This is a genomic window from Escherichia sp. Marseille-Q3837, from assembly GCF_916618735.1.
GTDB lineage: Bacteria > Pseudomonadota > Gammaproteobacteria > Enterobacterales > Enterobacteriaceae > Escherichia > Escherichia ruysiae.
The window spans coordinates 3,398,206-3,413,517 of the sequence record NZ_CAKAKC010000001.1 but is presented as its reverse complement, the minus strand read 5'-3'; the positions used below and the strand labels follow the sequence as shown (position 1 = coordinate 3,413,517).

17 protein-coding genes and 1 other annotated feature are annotated in these 15,312 nt (G+C 50.1%); of the genes, 14 read left to right on the top strand and 3 right to left on the bottom strand.

Annotated elements, in window-relative coordinates; all coding sequences use genetic code 11:
• Positions 1-177 precede the first annotated feature (177 nt).
• From thrS to selO, 14 genes are all read left to right on the top strand, one after another.
• Positions 178-2,106, top strand: coding sequence for a threonine--tRNA ligase (gene thrS / locus LG381_RS16395; protein WP_001144207.1), 1,929 nt, complete (start codon positions 178-180; stop codon positions 2,104-2,106).
• Between the two features lie 3 nt (positions 2,107-2,109).
• Complete coding sequence (gene infC, locus LG381_RS16390) at positions 2,110-2,652, top strand: translation initiation factor IF-3 (RefSeq protein WP_001700733.1); 543 nt, start codon at positions 2,110-2,112, stop codon at positions 2,650-2,652.
• Positions 2,653-2,744: 92 nt separating this feature from the next.
• Entirely contained in the window at positions 2,745-2,942 is a 198-nt protein-coding gene (rpmI, locus tag LG381_RS16385; RefSeq protein WP_001124225.1) for a 50S ribosomal protein L35, read from the top strand.
• 52 nt (positions 2,943-2,994) lie between these two features.
• Positions 2,995-3,351, top strand: a complete 357-nt coding sequence (rplT, locus tag LG381_RS16380) for a 50S ribosomal protein L20 (protein ID WP_000124850.1) — start codon at positions 2,995-2,997, stop codon at positions 3,349-3,351.
• A 116-nt stretch (positions 3,352-3,467) separates the two neighbouring features.
• Positions 3,468-3,592, top strand: a sequence feature (Phe leader region).
• A complete protein-coding gene (gene pheM, locus LG381_RS16375; protein ID WP_001386830.1) occupies positions 3,474-3,518 on the top strand; it encodes a pheST operon leader peptide PheM in 45 nt (14 codons plus the stop codon). (Overlaps the previous feature by 45 nt.)
• 210 nt (positions 3,593-3,802) lie before the next feature.
• The gene (pheS, locus tag LG381_RS16370; RefSeq protein WP_000018588.1) at positions 3,803-4,786 is read left to right on the top strand and encodes a phenylalanine--tRNA ligase subunit alpha; all 984 of its coding nucleotides are present in this window, start codon (positions 3,803-3,805) and stop codon (positions 4,784-4,786) included.
• 14 nt (positions 4,787-4,800) lie between these two features.
• Complete coding sequence (pheT, locus tag LG381_RS16365; protein ID WP_225762652.1) at positions 4,801-7,188, top strand: phenylalanine--tRNA ligase subunit beta; 2,388 nt, start codon at positions 4,801-4,803, stop codon at positions 7,186-7,188.
• Positions 7,189-7,192: 4 nt separating this feature from the next.
• The gene (gene ihfA / locus LG381_RS16360; protein ID WP_001229265.1) at positions 7,193-7,492 is read left to right on the top strand and encodes an integration host factor subunit alpha; all 300 of its coding nucleotides are present in this window, start codon (positions 7,193-7,195) and stop codon (positions 7,490-7,492) included.
• 100 nt (positions 7,493-7,592) lie between these two features.
• Positions 7,593-8,573, top strand: coding sequence for a vitamin B12 ABC transporter permease BtuC (gene btuC / locus LG381_RS16355; RefSeq protein WP_225762651.1), 981 nt, complete (start codon positions 7,593-7,595; stop codon positions 8,571-8,573).
• Between the two features lie 62 nt (positions 8,574-8,635).
• A complete protein-coding gene (btuE, locus tag LG381_RS16350; RefSeq protein WP_001154187.1) occupies positions 8,636-9,187 on the top strand; it encodes a bifunctional thioredoxin/glutathione peroxidase in 552 nt (183 codons plus the stop codon).
• Entirely contained in the window at positions 9,187-9,936 is a 750-nt protein-coding gene (btuD, locus tag LG381_RS16345; protein WP_225762650.1) for a vitamin B12 ABC transporter ATP-binding protein BtuD, read from the top strand. The genes btuE and btuD overlap by 1 nt, the downstream gene beginning before the upstream one ends.
• Positions 9,937-10,013: 77 nt before the next feature.
• Positions 10,014-10,478, top strand: coding sequence for an NlpC/P60 family protein (locus LG381_RS16340; RefSeq protein ID WP_225762649.1), 465 nt, complete (start codon positions 10,014-10,016; stop codon positions 10,476-10,478).
• Between the two features lie 243 nt (positions 10,479-10,721).
• Positions 10,722-11,435, top strand: a complete 714-nt coding sequence (locus LG381_RS16335; RefSeq protein WP_024165138.1) for an EAL domain-containing protein — start codon at positions 10,722-10,724, stop codon at positions 11,433-11,435.
• A 62-nt stretch (positions 11,436-11,497) separates the two neighbouring features.
• The gene (selO, locus tag LG381_RS16330) at positions 11,498-12,934 is read left to right on the top strand and encodes a protein adenylyltransferase SelO (protein WP_222680530.1); all 1,437 of its coding nucleotides are present in this window, start codon (positions 11,498-11,500) and stop codon (positions 12,932-12,934) included.
• Positions 12,935-12,937: 3 nt separating this feature from the next.
• Here selO and hemP read toward each other — a convergent pair whose 3' ends face one another.
• From hemP to ppsR, 3 genes are all read right to left on the bottom strand, one after another.
• A complete protein-coding gene (hemP, locus tag LG381_RS16325) occupies positions 12,938-13,129 on the bottom strand; it encodes a hemin uptake protein HemP (protein ID WP_085460664.1) in 192 nt (63 codons plus the stop codon).
• A gap of 131 nt (positions 13,130-13,260) precedes the next feature.
• Positions 13,261-14,307, bottom strand: a complete 1,047-nt coding sequence (gene aroH / locus LG381_RS16320) for a 3-deoxy-7-phosphoheptulonate synthase AroH (protein WP_085460665.1) — start codon at positions 14,305-14,307, stop codon at positions 13,261-13,263.
• A gap of 156 nt (positions 14,308-14,463) precedes the next feature.
• Positions 14,464-15,297 (bottom strand): posphoenolpyruvate synthetase regulatory kinase/phosphorylase PpsR, encoded by an 834-nt coding sequence (gene ppsR, locus LG381_RS16315; protein ID WP_000368056.1) that lies wholly within the window; start codon positions 15,295-15,297, stop codon positions 14,464-14,466.
• Positions 15,298-15,312: the final 15 nt, after the last annotated feature.

The window sequence follows — 15,312 nt, the reverse complement described above, 5'->3', positions numbered from 1 at the left end:
GTAAACTGCCAGACGGTATTATCAGAAAGTGGGTGTAGGTCTGGCATCGCTAATCAGCATGTTGTGACATATTTCGCAGAGTGAAGCGGGAATCAGCCCAAACCTTTTTGGTAAATTTCATATGAATCTTTGTATGTGATCTTGCGTATGGGTCACCACTGCAAATAAGGATATAACATGCCTGTTATTACTCTTCCTGATGGCAGCCAACGCCATTACGACCACGCTGTCAGTCCCATGGATGTTGCGCTGGACATTGGTCCAGGTCTGGCGAAAGCCTGTATCGCAGGGCGCGTAAATGGTGAGCTGGTTGATGCTTGCGATCTGATTGAAAACGACGCACAACTGTCGATCATTACCGCAAAAGACGAAGAAGGTCTGGAGATCATTCGTCACTCCTGCGCGCACCTGTTAGGGCACGCGATTAAACAACTTTGGCCGCATACCAAAATGGCAATCGGCCCGGTTATTGACAACGGTTTCTATTACGACGTTGATCTTGACCGCACGTTAACCCAGGAAGATGTCGAAGCACTCGAGAAGCGGATGCATGAGCTTGCTGAGAAAAACTACGACGTCATTAAGAAGAAAGTCAGCTGGCACGAAGCGCGTGAAACGTTTGTTAAACGCGGCGAGAGCTATAAAGTCTCCATCCTGGACGAAAATATTGCCCATGATGACCAGCCAGGCCTCTATTTCCATGAAGAATATGTCGATATGTGCCGTGGTCCGCACGTACCGAATATGCGTTTCTGCCATCATTTCAAACTGATGAAAACGGCAGGCGCTTACTGGCGCGGCGACAGCAACAACAAAATGTTGCAGCGTATTTACGGTACTGCGTGGGCAGATAAAAAAGCCCTCAACGCTTACCTGCAGCGCCTGGAAGAAGCCGCTAAACGCGATCACCGTAAAATCGGTAAGCAGCTTGACCTGTATCATATGCAGGAAGAAGCACCGGGTATGGTATTCTGGCACAACGACGGCTGGACAATCTTCCGCGAACTGGAAGTATTCGTTCGTTCTAAACTGAAAGAGTACCAGTATCAGGAAGTAAAAGGTCCGTTCATGATGGACCGCGTCCTGTGGGAAAAAACCGGTCACTGGGACAACTACAAAGATGCGATGTTCACCACGTCTTCAGAGAACCGTGAATACTGCATTAAGCCGATGAACTGCCCGGGTCACGTACAAATTTTCAACCAGGGGCTGAAGTCGTATCGCGATCTGCCGCTGCGTATGGCCGAGTTCGGTAGCTGCCATCGTAACGAGCCGTCAGGTTCTCTGCATGGCCTGATGCGTGTACGTGGTTTTACCCAGGATGACGCGCATATCTTCTGTACTGAAGAACAAATTCGCGATGAAGTTAACGGATGTATCCGTTTAGTCTATGATATGTACAGCACTTTTGGCTTCGAAAAAATCGTGGTCAAACTTTCCACTCGTCCTGAAAAACGTATTGGCAGCGACGAAATGTGGGATCGTGCTGAGGCGGATCTGGCGGTTGCGCTGGAAGAAAACAACATCCCGTTTGAATATCAACTGGGTGAAGGCGCTTTCTACGGTCCGAAAATTGAATTTACCCTGTATGACTGCCTCGATCGTGCATGGCAGTGCGGTACAGTACAGCTGGACTTCTCCTTGCCGTCTCGTCTGAGCGCCTCCTATGTAGGCGAAGACAACGAGCGTAAGGTTCCGGTAATGATTCACCGCGCAATTCTGGGGTCAATGGAACGTTTCATTGGTATCCTGACCGAAGAGTTCGCTGGTTTCTTCCCGACCTGGCTTGCGCCAGTGCAGGTTGTTATCATGAATATTACCGATTCTCAGTCTGAATACGTTAACGAATTGACGCAAAAACTATCAAATGCGGGCATTCGTGTTAAAGCAGACTTGAGAAATGAGAAGATTGGCTTTAAAATCCGCGAGCACACTTTGCGTCGCGTCCCATATATGCTGGTCTGTGGTGATAAAGAGGTGGAATCTGGCAAAGTTGCCGTTCGCACCCGCCGTGGTAAAGACCTGGGAAGCATGGACGTAAATGAAGTGATCGAGAAGCTGCAACAAGAGATTCGCAGCCGCAGTCTTAAACAATTGGAGGAATAAGGTATTAAAGGCGGAAAACGAGTTCAAACGGCGCGCCCTAACCGTATCAATGGCGAAATTCGCGCCCAGGAAGTTCGCTTAACAGGTCTGGAAGGCGAGCAGCTTGGTATTGTGAGTCTGAGAGAAGCTCTGGAGAAAGCAGAAGAAGCCGGAGTAGACTTAGTCGAGATCAGCCCTAACGCCGAGCCGCCGGTTTGTCGTATCATGGATTACGGCAAATTCCTCTATGAAAAGAGCAAGTCTTCTAAGGAACAGAAGAAAAAGCAAAAAGTTATCCAGGTTAAGGAAATCAAATTCCGTCCTGGTACAGATGAAGGCGACTATCAGGTAAAACTCCGCAGCCTGATTCGCTTTCTGGAAGAGGGTGACAAAGCCAAAATCACACTGCGTTTCCGTGGTCGTGAGATGGCGCACCAGCAAATCGGTATGGAAGTGCTTAATCGCGTGAAAGACGATTTGCAAGAACTGGCAGTGGTCGAATCCTTCCCAACGAAGATCGAAGGCCGCCAGATGATCATGGTGCTCGCTCCTAAGAAGAAACAGTAAGGCCATCAAGTAATCATTCCTGTGGGCTTCGGCTCACAGGGTGATTCGCCTTTGTTTCTGTTTATCAACAATGCGAAGTGGAAGTTATTAAAATGCCAAAAATTAAGACCGTACGCGGTGCTGCTAAGCGCTTCAAAAAAACCGGTAAAGGTGGTTTTAAGCACAAGCACGCTAACCTGCGTCACATTCTGACCAAAAAAGCGACCAAACGTAAACGTCACCTGCGTCCGAAAGCCATGGTTTCCAAAGGCGATCTGGGTCTGGTAATCGCGTGCCTGCCGTACGCATAAGCCGTTAACGTTTTTAACTTTTTAATTAGAATATAGATACAGGAGAGCACATATGGCTCGCGTAAAACGTGGTGTTATTGCACGCGCACGTCACAAGAAAATTTTGAAACAAGCTAAAGGTTACTACGGTGCGCGTTCTCGCGTATACCGCGTTGCCTTCCAGGCTGTTATCAAAGCTGGTCAGTATGCTTACCGTGACCGTCGTCAACGTAAGCGTCAGTTCCGTCAACTGTGGATTGCGCGTATCAACGCAGCAGCACGTCAGAACGGTATTTCTTACAGCAAATTCATCAATGGCCTGAAAAAAGCCTCTGTTGAAATCGACCGTAAGATCCTGGCTGATATCGCTGTATTCGACAAAGTAGCGTTCACCGCTCTGGTTGAAAAAGCGAAAGCAGCTCTGGCATAAGCCAGTTGGAAGAGGGAGCTAGTCTCCCTCTTTTCGTTTCAACACCATCAGAACATTGACTTTTATCGTCGCAACCTTTTCAATAAAGGTCTTTTGAAGAGTACCAAAAGGTAACGCAAGCAATGAATGCTGCTATTTTCCGCTTCTTTTTTTACTTTAGCACCTGACACCAGGAGGCTAGCGCGTGAGAAGAGAAACGGAAAACAGCGCCTGAAAGCCTCCCAGTGGAGGCTTTTTTTGTATGCGCGTTTTGAAGAATAAAAAGCTTGTCTCATCAGGCGTAATTATCGCCGCCATTCTGGACACGGACAGTGCGGAGAAACCGGAGCGTACTTTTCAGTACGTGAGGCTTTCGAGCACTGCCCAGGACAAAATGGCAAGTAAAATAGCCTGATGGGATAGGCTCTAAGTCCAACGAACCAGTGTCACCACTGACACAATGAGGAAAACCATGTCACATCTCGCAGAACTGGTTGCCAGTGCGAAGGCGGCCATTAGCCAGGCGTCAGATGTTGCCGCGTTAGACAATGTGCGCGTCGAATATTTGGGTAAAAAAGGGCACTTAACCCTTCAGATGACGACCCTGCGTGAACTGCCGCCAGAAGAACGCCCGGCAGCCGGTGCGGTTATCAACGAAGCGAAAGAGCAGGTGCAGCAGGCGTTGAATGCGCGTAAAGCCGAACTGGAAAGCGCGGCGCTGAATGCGCGCCTGGCGGCGGAAACTATTGATGTCTCCCTGCCTGGTCGCCGTATTGAAAACGGCGGTCTGCATCCGGTGACTCGGACCATTGACCGTATCGAAAGTTTCTTCGGTGAGCTTGGCTTTACCGTGGCGACCGGACCGGAAATCGAAGACGATTATCATAACTTCGATGCTCTGAATATTCCTGGTCACCACCCGGCGCGCGCTGACCACGACACTTTCTGGTTTGATGCAACCCGCCTGCTGCGTACTCAGACGTCTGGCGTACAGATCCGTACCATGAAAGCTCAGCAGCCGCCGATTCGTATCATCGCGCCTGGACGTGTTTATCGTAACGACTACGACCAGACCCACACGCCGATGTTCCATCAGATGGAAGGCCTGATTGTTGATACCAACATCAGCTTTACCAACCTGAAAGGCACGTTGCACGATTTCCTGCGTAACTTCTTTGAAGAAGATTTGCAGATTCGTTTCCGTCCTTCTTATTTCCCGTTCACCGAACCGTCTGCAGAAGTTGACGTCATGGGTAAAAACGGCAAATGGCTGGAAGTGCTGGGTTGTGGGATGGTGCATCCGAACGTGCTGCGTAACGTTGGTATCGACCCGGAAGTTTACTCTGGTTTCGCCTTCGGGATGGGGATGGAGCGTCTGACCATGTTGCGTTATGGCGTCACCGACCTGCGTTCATTCTTCGAAAACGATCTGCGTTTCCTCAAACAGTTTAAATAAGGCAGGAATAGATTATGAAATTCAGTGAACTGTGGTTACGCGAATGGGTGAACCCGGCGATTGATAGCGACGCGCTGGCGAATCAAATCACCATGGCGGGTCTGGAAGTTGACGGTGTAGAACCGGTTGCCGGTAGCTTCCACGGCGTGGTTGTTGGTGAAGTGGTTGAGTGTGCCCAGCATCCGAATGCGGACAAACTGCGTGTGACCAAAGTTAATGTCGGCGGCGATCGTCTGCTTGATATCGTCTGCGGTGCGCCAAACTGCCGCCAGGGCCTGCGTGTGGCGGTAGCGACCATTGGTGCTGTACTGCCGGGCGATTTCAAAATTAAAGCGGCGAAACTGCGTGGTGAACCGTCTGAAGGGATGCTGTGTTCCTTCTCTGAGCTGGGGATTTCTGACGATCACAACGGCATTATCGAACTGCCAGCGGATGCGCCAATTGGCACCGACATCCGCGAATACCTGAAACTTGATGATAACACCATCGAAATCAGCGTTACGCCAAACCGTGCCGACTGCTTAGGCATCATTGGTGTTGCGCGTGACGTAGCTGTGCTGAATCAACTACAGCTGATTGAACCGGAAATCGTTCCGGTTGGTGCGACCATCGACGACACGCTGCCGATTGCAGTAGAAGCGCCGGAAGCCTGCCCGCGTTATCTTGGCCGCGTTGTAAAAGGTATTAACGTTAAAGCGCCAACCCCGCTGTGGATGAAAGAAAAACTGCGTCGCTGCGGTATTCGTTCCATTGATGCGGTAGTTGACGTGACCAACTATGTGCTGCTCGAACTGGGTCAACCGATGCACGCTTTCGATAAAGATCGCATTGAAGGCGGCATTGTGGTGCGGATGGCAAAAGAGGGCGAAACGCTGGTGCTGCTTGATGGCACTGAAGCGAAGCTGAATGCTGACACCCTGGTCATTGCCGATCACAACAAGGCGCTGGCGATGGGCGGCATCTTCGGTGGCGAACACTCTGGCGTAAATGAAGAAACGCAAAACGTCCTGCTGGAATGTGCTTTCTTCAGCCCGCTGTCTATCACCGGTCGTGCTCGTCGTCATGGTCTGCATACCGATGCGTCTCATCGTTACGAGCGTGGTGTTGATCCGGCACTGCAGCACAAAGCGATGGAACGTGCGACCCGTCTGCTGATTGACATCTGTGGCGGTGAAGCTGGTCCGGTAATCGATATCACTAACGAAGCAACGCTGCCGAAGCGTGCGACCATCACTTTACGTCGCAGCAAACTGGATCGTCTGATTGGCCATCATATTGCAGATGAGCAGGTGACCGACATTCTGCGCCGTCTCGGCTGTGAAGTGACCGAAGGTAAGGACGAGTGGCAGGCAGTTGCGCCGAGCTGGCGTTTCGACATGGAGATTGAAGAAGATCTGGTCGAAGAAGTGGCGCGTGTTTACGGCTACAACAACATCCCGGATGAACCGGTACAGGCAAGCCTGATTATGGGCACTCACCGTGAAGCTGACTTGTCACTCAAGCGCGTGAAAACGCTGCTCAACGACAAAGGCTATCAGGAAGTGATCACCTATAGCTTCGTTGATCCGAAAGTTCAGCAGCTGATCCATCCAGGCGTTGAAGCCTTGCTGCTGCCTAGCCCGATTTCCGTTGAAATGTCGGCAATGCGTCTTTCTCTGTGGACTGGCCTGCTGGCAACCGTGGTGTACAACCAGAACCGTCAGCAAAACCGCGTGCGCATTTTTGAAAGCGGTCTGCGTTTCGTACCAGATACTCAGGCACCGTTGGGCATTCGTCAGGATCTGATGTTAGCTGGTGTTATTTGCGGTAACCGTTACGAAGAGCACTGGAACCTGGCAAAAGAGACCGTTGATTTCTATGATTTGAAAGGCGATCTTGAATCCGTACTCGACCTGACCGGTAAACTGGCTGACGTTGAGTTCCGTGCAGAAGCGAATCCGGCACTGCATCCGGGACAATCCGCAGCGATTTATCTGAAAGGTGAACGTATTGGTTTTGTTGGGGTTGTTCATCCTGAACTGGAACGTAAACTGGATCTTAACGGTCGCACTCTGGTGTTCGAACTGGAGTGGAACAAGCTCGCAGACCGCGTGGTGCCTCAGGCGCGCGAGATTTCTCGCTTCCCGGCGAACCGTCGTGACATCGCCGTTGTGGTCGCAGAAAACGTTCCTGCTGCGGATATTTTATCCGAATGTAAGAAAGTTGGCGTAAATCAGGTAGTTGGCGTAAACTTATTTGACGTGTACCGTGGTAAGGGTGTTGCGGAGGGGTATAAGAGCCTCGCCATTAGCCTGATCCTACAAGATACCAGCCGTACACTTGAAGAAGAGGAGATTGCCGCTACCGTCGCCAAATGTGTAGAGGCATTAAAAGAGCGATTCCAGGCATCATTGAGGGATTGAACCTATGGCGCTTACAAAAGCTGAAATGTCAGAATATCTGTTTGATAAGCTTGGGCTTAGCAAGCGGGATGCCAAAGAACTGGTTGAACTGTTTTTCGAAGAGATCCGTCGCGCTCTGGAGAACGGCGAACAGGTGAAACTCTCTGGTTTTGGTAACTTCGATCTGCGTGATAAGAATCAACGCCCGGGACGTAACCCGAAAACGGGCGAAGATATTCCCATTACAGCACGGCGCGTGGTGACCTTCAGACCCGGACAGAAGTTAAAAAGCCGTGTCGAAAACGCTTCGCCCAAAGACGAGTAATCTGATCTAACTAAAAAGGCCGCTCTGCGGCCTTTTTTCTTTTCACTACTGGCGAGTCACCGTAAAATCAACGAAATGACTCTTCAGCAGAACGGATACCATGCTGACACTTGCCCGCCAACAACAGCGACAAAATGTACGCTGGTTATTTAGCCTGTCAATATTAATGCTGCTGGCGCTTCTTTTAAGCCTTTGTGCTGGTGAACAATGGATCTCGCCAACTGACTGGTTTACTCCACGAGGCGAGCTTTTTGTCTGGCAAATACGTCTTCCACGCACGCTGGCTGTATTGCTGGTTGGTGCTGCGCTGGCGTTATCCGGCGCAGTAATGCAGGCGCTATTTGAAAACCCGCTTGCAGAACCAGGGTTACTCGGCGTCTCTAATGGTGCAGGTGTAGGGCTTATCGCCGCTGTATTGCTGGGGCACGGGCAATTACCTGAGTGGGCGCTGGGGCTTTGTGCCATTGCTGGTGCACTCATTATCACTTTAATTCTGTTGCGTTTTGCCCGCCGTCATCTTTCGACCAGCCGATTATTGCTGGCGGGAGTTGCATTAGGGATTATCTGTAGCGCATTAATGACGTGGGCCATTTACTTTTCCACCTCGGTTGATTTACGTCAGTTAATGTACTGGATGATGGGCGGCTTTGGCGGCGTTGACTGGCGGCAAAGCTGGCTGATGGTGGCGTTGATCCCGGTATTGTTGTGGATTTGCTGTCAGTCCAGACCGATGAATATGTTAGCTCTTGGCGAGGTCTCGGCGCGACAGCTGGGGTTGCCTCTTTGGTTCTGGCGCAATGTGCTGGTAGCAGCGACCGGCTGGATGGTCGGCGTCAGTGTGGCGCTTGCTGGTGCTATTGGATTTATTGGTCTGGTGATCCCGCATATTCTGCGGCTGTGTGGGTTAACCGATCACCGTGTTTTACTTCCTGGCTGTGCTCTGGCAGGCGCTACGGCATTGCTACTCGCCGATATTGTCGCTCGTCTGGCACTGATTTCCGCCGAGCTGCCAATTGGTGTAGTCACCGCTACGTTGGGCGCACCGGTGTTTATCTGGCTATTGTTAAAAGCAGGACGTTAGCCGCAAAAAGACGGTCTATGATTAAAAGCTAAGATTTTTACTGACCACATCCAGGAGACACGATGCAAGATTCCATTCTGACCACTGTAGTGAAGGATATCGACGGTGAAGTGACCACGCTGGAGAAATATGCCGGTAATGTACTGTTGATTGTCAATGTCGCCTCAAAGTGTGGCTTAACGCCGCAATATGAGCAGCTGGAGAATATTCAGAAAGCCTGGGCCGATCGTGGTTTTGTCGTGCTGGGATTCCCGTGTAACCAGTTTCTGGAGCAAGAACCGGGCAGCGATGAAGAGATTAAAACTTACTGCACCACCACCTGGGGGGTGACGTTCCCGATGTTCAGTAAGATTGAGGTCAATGGCGAAGGTCGCCATCCGCTGTATCAAAAACTGATTGCCGCAGCGCCGACCGCAGTCGCGCCGGAAGAGAGCGGATTCTATGCCCGTATGGTCAGCAAAGGTCGTGCACCGCTGTACCCTGATGATATTTTATGGAATTTTGAGAAATTTTTAGTTGGCAGGGACGGATTGGTCATCCAGCGTTTTTCCCCGGATATGACGCCGGAAGATCCCATTGTGATGGAAAGCATTAAACTGGCGTTGGCAAAATAATGTCTATTGTGATGCAGTTACAGGATGTTGCGGAATCTACCCGCCTGGGGCCGCTTTCTGGCGAGGTTCGGGCAGGGGAGATCCTGCATCTGGTGGGGCCGAACGGCGCGGGTAAGAGTACCTTGCTGGCGCGAATGGCCGGAATGACCGGCGGTAAGGGAAGCATTCAGTTCGCGGGGCAACCACTGGAAGCATGGTCCGCAACAAAACTCGCGCTGCATCGCGCCTATCTTTCACAGCAACAAACACCGCCATTTGCTATGCCGGTCTGGCATTACCTGACCCTGCATCAGCATGATAAAACGCGTAGCGACCTGTTAAACGATGTCGCCGGGGCGCTGGCTCTTGATGACAAACTCGGACGCAGCACCAATCAACTTTCTGGCGGTGAATGGCAACGTGTACGTCTTGCTGCGGTAGTGCTGCAAATCACACCACAAGCCAATTCCGCAGGCCAATTACTGCTTCTTGATGAGCCGATGAACAGCCTTGACGTTGCGCAACAAAGTGCGTTAGACAAAATTCTGAGCGCGCTGTGCCAGCAAGGGCTAGCGATTGTGATGAGCAGTCACGATCTCAATCACACATTGCGTCACGCGCATCGGGCATGGCTGCTAAAAGGTGGAAAATTATTGGCCAGTGGACGCAGGGAGGACGTTCTGACACCGCCGAACCTGGCGCAGGCCTATGGGATGAATTTCCGCCGTCTGGACATTGAAGGTCACAGAATGCTGATTTCGACAGCCTGATAACAATAGCATCTTGAAAATCGGGTAATTTCGACGCTAAATTAATGCAAGAATAAAAAACAGAGGATTCGTACGGAATGCGTTTCTGCCTTATTTTAATCACAACACTGTTTCTGGTCGGGTGTAGCCACCATAAAGCGCCGCCACCAAACGCCAGACTTTCTGACTCTATTACCGTGATTGCTGGTTTGAACGATCAACTACAAAGCTGGCATGGTACACCTTATCGTTATGGTGGTATGAGTCGTCGCGGGGTTGACTGCTCAGGCTTTGTGGTCGTAACGATGCGCGATCGTTTCGATTTGCAGTTGCCGCGTGAAACAAAGCAACAGGCCTCTATCGGTACTCAAATTGATAAAGACGAGTTGCTGCCAGGCGATCTGGTTTTCTTCAAAACCGGCTCTGGGCAAAATGGTTTACATGTGGGTATTTATGATACCAACAACCAATTTATTCACGCCTCTACCAGTAAAGGGGTGATGCGCTCTTCCCTTGATAATGTCTACTGGCAGAAAAATTTCTGGCAAGCGAGACGAATCTAGTATGTCGAAAAGGACGGTGATGATACATCACCGTCCTTTTACTTCTGAATGCCGTAGTATTTTTCAGACAAAAATTCCGTAAATGGAATATTCGTTTATAATTAGAATAATCTAAAAAAGGACCCATGAAAAAGTGGTTAACAAGGAACAAATGAAAGTTATCCCTTCTGTTTTTTTTATACTTTATGGCCTCATCCTTTTTAGCCGGATTTGTAAAAATATTTCTGGAGAAGGGCGATTACCATGAAGATTTTACTAGATAATGTTTATCATTCTGATTGCTATTTCCTGCCGATAAGAGATAGCCGGCAAAATCTTGTTGGGGTTGAAATAATAACCCATTTCTCCAGTGAAGACGGTATGGTTCGCATCCCGACGACGCGGGTTATGGCGCAGCTTTCTGAGGAACAGCATTGGCAGCTATTTGCCGAGCAGTTAGAATTACTTAAATCATGCCAACATTTTTTTATTCAACACAAAATTTTTGCATGGATTAATTTAACGCCACAAGTAGCAAAATTATTATTAGGTGCTAATAATTACGCAGACCAACTATTAAAATTTCCTTTTATTGAATTGCGGATTAATGAAAATTATCCACAACTTAATGAGGGGAAAGATAATTGTAATCTCTTGCGCTTATCTCAAATTTGTCCATTGGTGTTGGGGGATTTAGGTGCGGGTAACAGCACCATGAAAGCAATATTTGATGGTCTTTTCACTCGAGTTATGTTGGATAAAGGCTTTGTTCAGCAACAAATAGCTAATACATCCTTCGCACCATTTATTCGTGCTATTCATACGCAAATTTCGCCTTGTTGCAGCTATATCATTGCGGCAGGTATCGATACCCCAGGAATGTTGGCGCGAATCACACCGTATGGTTTTCATGCCCTACAAGGATGCTTATGGCCAGCAGTTCCCGTAAGTCAGGTAACAACGCTGGTTCAGCGATAACCCTTTTGTTTGCTGGTGTTTAAGATGAGGGTAACCGTCTACACTATCAGACAGGAGGATCTATGACCCTGTCTTTTATTACCCGCTGGCGCGATGAATTGCCAGCAACCTATACAGCACTTTCCCCCACGCCTTTAAATAACGCCCGGCTGATTTGGCATAATGCAGAACTGGCTAACACGCTGGGTATTCCCTCGTCGCTGTTTGAAAGTGGCGCCGGCGTGTGGGGGGGAGAAACATTACTACCTGGCATGTCGCCACTGGCGCAGGTCTACAGCGGTCATCAGTTTGGCGTCTGGGCGGGCCAGTTGGGTGACGGGCGTGGCATTCTTCTCGGTGAGCAACAACTCGCCGATGGCACAACAATGGACTGGCATCTGAAAGGGGCGGGGCTGACGCCTTATTCGCGAATGGGCGATGGACGGGCGGTATTGCGCTCTACGATTCGTGAAAGTCTCGCCAGTGAGGCGATGCATTATCTGGGTATTCCTACGACGCGCGCTTTAAGCATTGTTACCAGCGATACGCCAGTTTATCGGGAAACGGTAGAATCAGGCGCGATGTTAATGCGCGTGGCACAAAGCCATCTGCGATTTGGTCACTTCGAACACTTTTACTATCGCCGCGAGCCGGAAAAGGTTCGCCAGTTGGCTGACTTTGCCATCCGACATTACTGGTCACATCTTGAGGATGATGAGGATAAATACCGTCTCTGGTTTACCGATGTTGTCGCACGTACCGCGTCGTTAATGGCTAACTGGCAGACAGTCGGTTTTGCTCATGGTGTTATGAACACTGACAACATGTCGATTCTTGGCCTGACCCTCGATTACGGGCCGTTCGGCTTCCTCGATGATTACGAGCCTGGCTTTATCTGTAACCACTCGGATCATCAGGGGCGTTATAGTTTTGATAATCAGCCTGCCGTCGCGTTGTGGAATTTACAGCGTCTGGCACAGACATTGTCGCCATTTATTTCTGTAGATGCGCTCAATACGGCGCTGGACAGCTATCAACAGGTTCTGTTGACGCATTACGGACAACGTATGCGGCAGAAGCTGGGCTTTATGACGGAGCAGAAAGAGGATAACGCGCTGCTGAATGAATTATTCAGTCTGATGGCGCGTGAGCGCAGCGACTATACCCGTACATTCCGCATCCTTAGCCTGGTTGAACAGCGCAGTCCGGCATCGCCACTGCGTGATGAGTTTATTGATCGTGCGGCATTTGATGACTGGTTTGCCCGTTATCGGGCGCGTTTGCAGCAAGATAACGTCACCGACAGCGAACGTCAGCAACTGATGCAAAGCGTCAATCCGGCGCTGGTGTTGCGCAACTGGCTGGCACAACGAGCCATTGAGGCGGCGGAACAGGGCGATATGACGGAATTACACCGCCTGCATGAGGCGTTGCGAAATCCTTTCAGCGACAGAGATGATGATTATGTCAGCCGCCCACCGGACTGGGGCAAACGACTGGAAGTCAGCTGTTCGAGTTAAACGCTACTTTGTCAGCAGCAGCTTGCCAGCCTGTGTTTTACGGAGCAGATATTCTTGTCCGTCATGATCAATGATCAGTTTGCCATCCGGACCTAACAGTGTCTGGCTGGTAATCCGTCGAACAGGCTGTGGGGAAGAGATCTTCTGATTTGCATCCGTTTTAGGCGTGAGTCTGCTGCTGTCCGTATAGCTCATAAAAACTAATAATAATTGGTATAACAATGATTCTTATTATCAATACAATCTTGCGCCAGGGCAAGTAATAATTCATTGATAAGACAAGATATTGAGTAGAAATGCCCATTCCCGACGGAATGGGCACGCATTCAGAAGCGGGTATCTACCGCAGAGGCGAGTTTTTCGATCAGGTGTTCAGTATCTTCCCAGCCTAAACATGGATCGGTAATTGACTGACCGTAGGTGAGTGGCTGACTGCTAACAATTTTTTGTGTACCTTCACGCAGGAAACTTTCCGCCATAATTCCGGCAATCGCCGTAGAGCCATTGCGGATTTGCTGGCAAATATCCTCACAAACTTCTAACTGACGGCGGTGCTGCTTCTGACAGTTGCCGTGGCTGAAATCCACCACCAGATGTTCTGGTAAATCAAATTCGTGCAACGTATCGCAGGCGGCGGCGATATCATCGGCATGATAATTTGGTTTTTTGCCACCACGCATAATAATGTGCCCATACGGGTTGCCACTGGTCTGGTAGATGGTCATCTGGCCGTTCTTATCTGGCGAGAGGAACATATGGCTGGCGCGCGCCGCGCGAATCGCGTCCACGGCAATACGCGTGTTGCCATCAGTACCATTTTTAAAGCCTACAGGGCATGAGAGCGCGGACGCCATTTCGCGGTGGATCTGGCTTTCGGTAGTGCGTGCGCCAATCGCGCCCCAGCTAATTAAGTCGGCAATAAACTGACCGGTCACCATATCGAGAAATTCGGTCGCGGTGGGGACGCCCAGCTCATTTACCTGTAACAGTAACTTACGCGCCAGTTCGAGGCCGTGATTTACGCGATAGCTGCCGTTTAAATCCGGGTCGGAAATTAATCCTTTCCAGCCGACAACGGTTCGTGGTTTTTCAAAATAGGTGCGCATTACGATTTCCAGCCGTGACTGGTACTGGTTGCGCAGTGCCTGCAGACGGGTGGCGTACTCCATTGCAGCGGTAAGATCGTGGATCGAGCAGGGGCCAATAATGACCAACAGTCGCTTGTCTTCACCATTCAGTATTTTTTCAATTCTACGGCGGGAATCGGTGACATGGCTGGCGACGCCAGGCGTTACGGGATACCGTAGCGCGAGTTCGGCGGGCGTTACCAGACTCTCGATACGCGCAGTACGGAGTTCGTCAGTTCTGTTCATTACAAGTCTCAGAAATTTGTTGCTTCAACGGCAGGGATGCCAAGAAGTGATGCGCATCACGATAAACCAATCCCTGCTGATTTCAAGTGCGAGGCAGGCAACACTTCGCTCAATTGACGGCATAATAACAAAAAAACGAACCTTTATACTAGTTCCCTAGTACATTCGGCGACTAAGACCCATGATATCGAGGATCTTGGTGGCAATCTCTTCTACCGAATAATTGGTACTGTTGATCCACGGGATCTGATTTTTACGGTACAACGCTTCTACTTCCGCGACTTCCATCCGGCACTGACGAAGCGAGGCATAGCGGCTGTTTTCCCGACGTTCTTCACGAATAGCCGCCAGACGCTCTGGGTCGATGGTCAGCCCGAACAGTTTATGCTGTAGCGGTTTAAGTGACGCGGGCAGCACCAGATTATCCATGTCATCAGCAATGAAGGGGTAGTTTGCCGCGCGAATACCAAACTGCATCGCCAGATACAGACTGGTGGGAGTTTTACCGCAGCGAGAAACGCCGAGCAGGATCACTTGTGCCTGATCCAGATTGCGCAACGAAATACCGTCATCGTGGGCGAGGGTGTAATCAATCGCCGCAATACGTGCATCATATTTATTCAGATTATTGGGATTCAGGCCGTGAGTACGGTGAGCAATCGGCGTTGGGTCCAGTTTCATCTCTTGTTGTAGCGGGGCAACCAGCGCCTGAACGATATCCTGGCAAAAGCCTTCACTTTGCAAAATGATGGCGCGAATTTCCGGCAACACGATGGAGTAGAAGACCAGCGGGCGCACACCTGTCTGCTGATAAATCGCGTCTATTTGGTCTTTCACCGCCCGTGCACGGCTCTCATTTTCGACAAACGGCAGCGTAATGCTGCTGATAGTAACAGGAAATTGCGACATCACTGCGTGTCCTAATACCTCCGCAGTTATTGCCGTACCATCAGAAATATAAAAAACGTGGCGATCAACAGCATTATCCATTTTGTTCTTCCTGTG

Excerpts from the sequence above, each read along its gene's own strand:
- thrS (WP_001144207.1), top strand. The coding sequence starts at position 178 with ATGCCTGTTATTACTCTTCCTGATGGCAGCCAACGCCATTACGACCAC.
- rpmI (WP_001124225.1), top strand. The coding sequence starts at position 2,745 with ATGCCAAAAATTAAGACCGTACGCGGTGCTGCTAAGCGCTTCAAAAAA.
- rplT (WP_000124850.1), top strand. The coding sequence starts at position 2,995 with ATGGCTCGCGTAAAACGTGGTGTTATTGCACGCGCACGTCACAAGAAA.
- pheS (WP_000018588.1), top strand. The coding sequence starts at position 3,803 with ATGTCACATCTCGCAGAACTGGTTGCCAGTGCGAAGGCGGCCATTAGC.
- pheT (WP_225762652.1), top strand. The coding sequence starts at position 4,801 with ATGAAATTCAGTGAACTGTGGTTACGCGAATGGGTGAACCCGGCGATT.
- ihfA (WP_001229265.1), top strand. The coding sequence starts at position 7,193 with ATGGCGCTTACAAAAGCTGAAATGTCAGAATATCTGTTTGATAAGCTT.
- btuC (WP_225762651.1), top strand. The coding sequence starts at position 7,593 with ATGCTGACACTTGCCCGCCAACAACAGCGACAAAATGTACGCTGGTTA.
- btuE (WP_001154187.1), top strand. The coding sequence starts at position 8,636 with ATGCAAGATTCCATTCTGACCACTGTAGTGAAGGATATCGACGGTGAA.
- btuD (WP_225762650.1), top strand. The coding sequence starts at position 9,187 with ATGTCTATTGTGATGCAGTTACAGGATGTTGCGGAATCTACCCGCCTG.
- LG381_RS16340 (WP_225762649.1), top strand. The coding sequence starts at position 10,014 with ATGCGTTTCTGCCTTATTTTAATCACAACACTGTTTCTGGTCGGGTGT.
- LG381_RS16335 (WP_024165138.1), top strand. The coding sequence starts at position 10,722 with ATGAAGATTTTACTAGATAATGTTTATCATTCTGATTGCTATTTCCTG.
- selO (WP_222680530.1), top strand. The coding sequence starts at position 11,498 with ATGACCCTGTCTTTTATTACCCGCTGGCGCGATGAATTGCCAGCAACC.
- hemP (WP_085460664.1), bottom strand. The coding sequence starts at position 13,129 with ATGAGCTATACGGACAGCAGCAGACTCACGCCTAAAACGGATGCAAAT.
- aroH (WP_085460665.1), bottom strand. The coding sequence starts at position 14,307 with ATGAACAGAACTGACGAACTCCGTACTGCGCGTATCGAGAGTCTGGTA.
- ppsR (WP_000368056.1), bottom strand. The coding sequence starts at position 15,297 with ATGGATAATGCTGTTGATCGCCACGTTTTTTATATTTCTGATGGTACG.